Source organism: Rothia sp. HMSC061D12 (assembly GCF_001836735.1).
Taxonomy (GTDB): Bacteria; Actinomycetota; Actinomycetes; order Actinomycetales; family Micrococcaceae; genus Rothia.
This window is the reverse complement of the sequence record NZ_KV830310.1, coordinates 30,981-33,184: the sequence shown is the minus strand read 5'-3', so window position 1 is coordinate 33,184 and position 2,204 is coordinate 30,981. Positions and strand designations below refer to the sequence as shown.

The following is a 2,204-nucleotide window of genomic DNA, read 5'->3' as shown; positions in this document are numbered from 1 at the left end:
GGATGAGCCGACGAATAACCTCGATATTTCCTCGGTGGATTGGCTAGTGCAGGCGCTCGAAGCATACACCGGCGCGCTCATCGTAGTGAGCCATGATGAGGATTTCTGCCGCCGCATCCGCATTGACCGCACACTCAACCTTTCAACAAAAACTCTCGGGAAGGAACCATTCGGGGAATCAGCATGCTGAATCTTCTCCTACATGGGAGGGTGTTTGACTCAGCACCCACACAGTTTCTATGCTTGAGCCATCAGCTCTCTATCCATGTTGCCCCACCACGGGGGTAGCTGGCGGAGCTGAACGTATCGTTTGGCCGAAGCCACCCAAGGCGCGACCGGGGTGCTCTTCGGAATCTAGGAGGCATCAAAGAAATGACCCACCGAGCATAAGCCCGGACTCAGAAGAATTTTTCGCGCGCTCACGCAGCAGCTCTACGGACACGTTTCTACGTGTTCCAATCAGCGCGCACGCACCCGGGCACAGGTACATCCACCGTTACGCTCGGGTTTTTTCATGCCTTCACACCTTCACGTGCGCTGACAGGAATCCGAGCACCTACTCGAAGGAACTCGGCCCATGTCATTTCACATTACACTCGACCATATTTCGTACGCGCACCCGAGTGAGCCTCCACTTTTTGTGAACCTTTCGGCGGTGTTTTCGGCACCTCTGACCGGACTCATTGGCGATAATGGTTGCGGAAAAACAACCCTTATGAGGTTGATTTTGGGCGATTTGACCCCGGATTCCGGTTCTTTGGCGGTGCCGGAGCGCATGGCGTATCTGCCTCAGGATTTGGGTCTGGATCGGGAACAGACCCTCGCCGAGCTCTGTGGAATCTCCGAGATTCTGTGGGCACTGCAGGCAGTGGAATCCGGCGAATACTCCCCCGAACTCTACGACACTATTGGCGATAACTGGGACGTTGAGGAGCGCACCCTCACCGCCCTGGCCACCTACGGGTTCACCCCGGGGACCCAGGTGGACCGCGATAACCCCGATACCGTTCGCGCACTCTTTGCCCGCCAGATGCACAGCTTCTCCGGTGGCGAGGCGGTCATTGCCGCACTTGCCTCACTGATGGTTTCTGACCCCGAGTTCATTCTGTTGGACGAGCCGACCAATAACCTAGACTCTGCGGCGAAGGCTCAGCTCTTCACGGCACTGGAAGCGCTGCCCTGCCCGGCGCTCATTATTAGCCACGACCGCGACCTATTGGAGCGCATGCACGTGATTGCGGAGCTTCACGCCGACCGGCAGGGGCTGGCTCATCTGCGCCTCTTCGAAGGCAACTACAGCACCTACCGCCAGGCGCTGGACACCGAACAGCAGGCAGCTCAGCGTCGCGTGAGCGAGGCGAAAAACCGGGTACGTTCTGCGCACCGTGAGTGGGTGCATGCGCAGGAGATTATTTCGAAGAACATGGCGCAGGTGTGGAAGGACGACCAGCCGGATACGATTCTTGCCCTCGCCAAGGATGCCTCACGGCAGGCGGCGGCGAAGCTTCGAGTTCTGCGCGTCGGCAAGCAGGAGCAGGCTCAGGAGGAATACCAGAACGCGCAGAATGAGGTCCGCGTGCAGGAGAAAATCTATGCCGAGCTGAGCCAACAACCCCTACCCGCGGGACGTAAGGTGCTGGAGCTGAGCAGGGTTGATTCTCGCTGTGTTGACTCTCGGGTTTCACGTGAAACATTTGCCATTCAGCAACCCACCAAGGTTGATTCTCTGCATATTTCACCCGCCGGGGCTGATAGCGAGAGCCAGCAGGGAACCCCGGCGGAGCGCCCCGAGCACCTGATTCTCAGCGGCCCCGAGCACCTGCGCATCACCGGCGCAAACGGCAGCGGCAAGACCACCCTCCTTGAGGCAATTGCCCACGCCGGCGACCCGGAGTACCGCTCCCCCGTGGAGCCCGCCTACCGCGTCGAGTACTGCATCGAGGGGGCGTACATTCCTCAGCGCATCACCCTCGACCCGGAGCTCACTCTTCTGCAGAGCGTGCAGCGGGCTAACCCTGGCGTGAGCGAACAGCATCTGCGTGACCAGCTGGCGCGGCTGCTGTTCCGTCGCGAAAGCGTGCACCATAAGACCAGTGAGCTCTCCGGTGGTGAGCGGTTCCGCGCCGCGGTGGCGCAGGTGCTTCTGGCTGACCCTGTGCCGCAGCTGCTCATGTTGGATGAGCCGACGAATAACCTCGATATTT

The 2,204-nt window shown here is 59.6% G+C and carries 1 protein-coding gene and 1 pseudogene; both read left to right on the top strand.

Features of this window, described 5'->3' with window-relative positions:
* Positions 1 to 190 (top strand): annotated as a pseudogene (locus HMPREF2682_RS09535) (ABC transporter ATP-binding protein); the annotation flags it as partial.
* Between the two features lie 387 nt (positions 191 to 577).
* A partial coding sequence (locus tag HMPREF2682_RS08205) for an ATP-binding cassette domain-containing protein (protein WP_246827292.1) occupies positions 578 to 2,204 on the top strand: 1,627 nt, incomplete at its 3' end.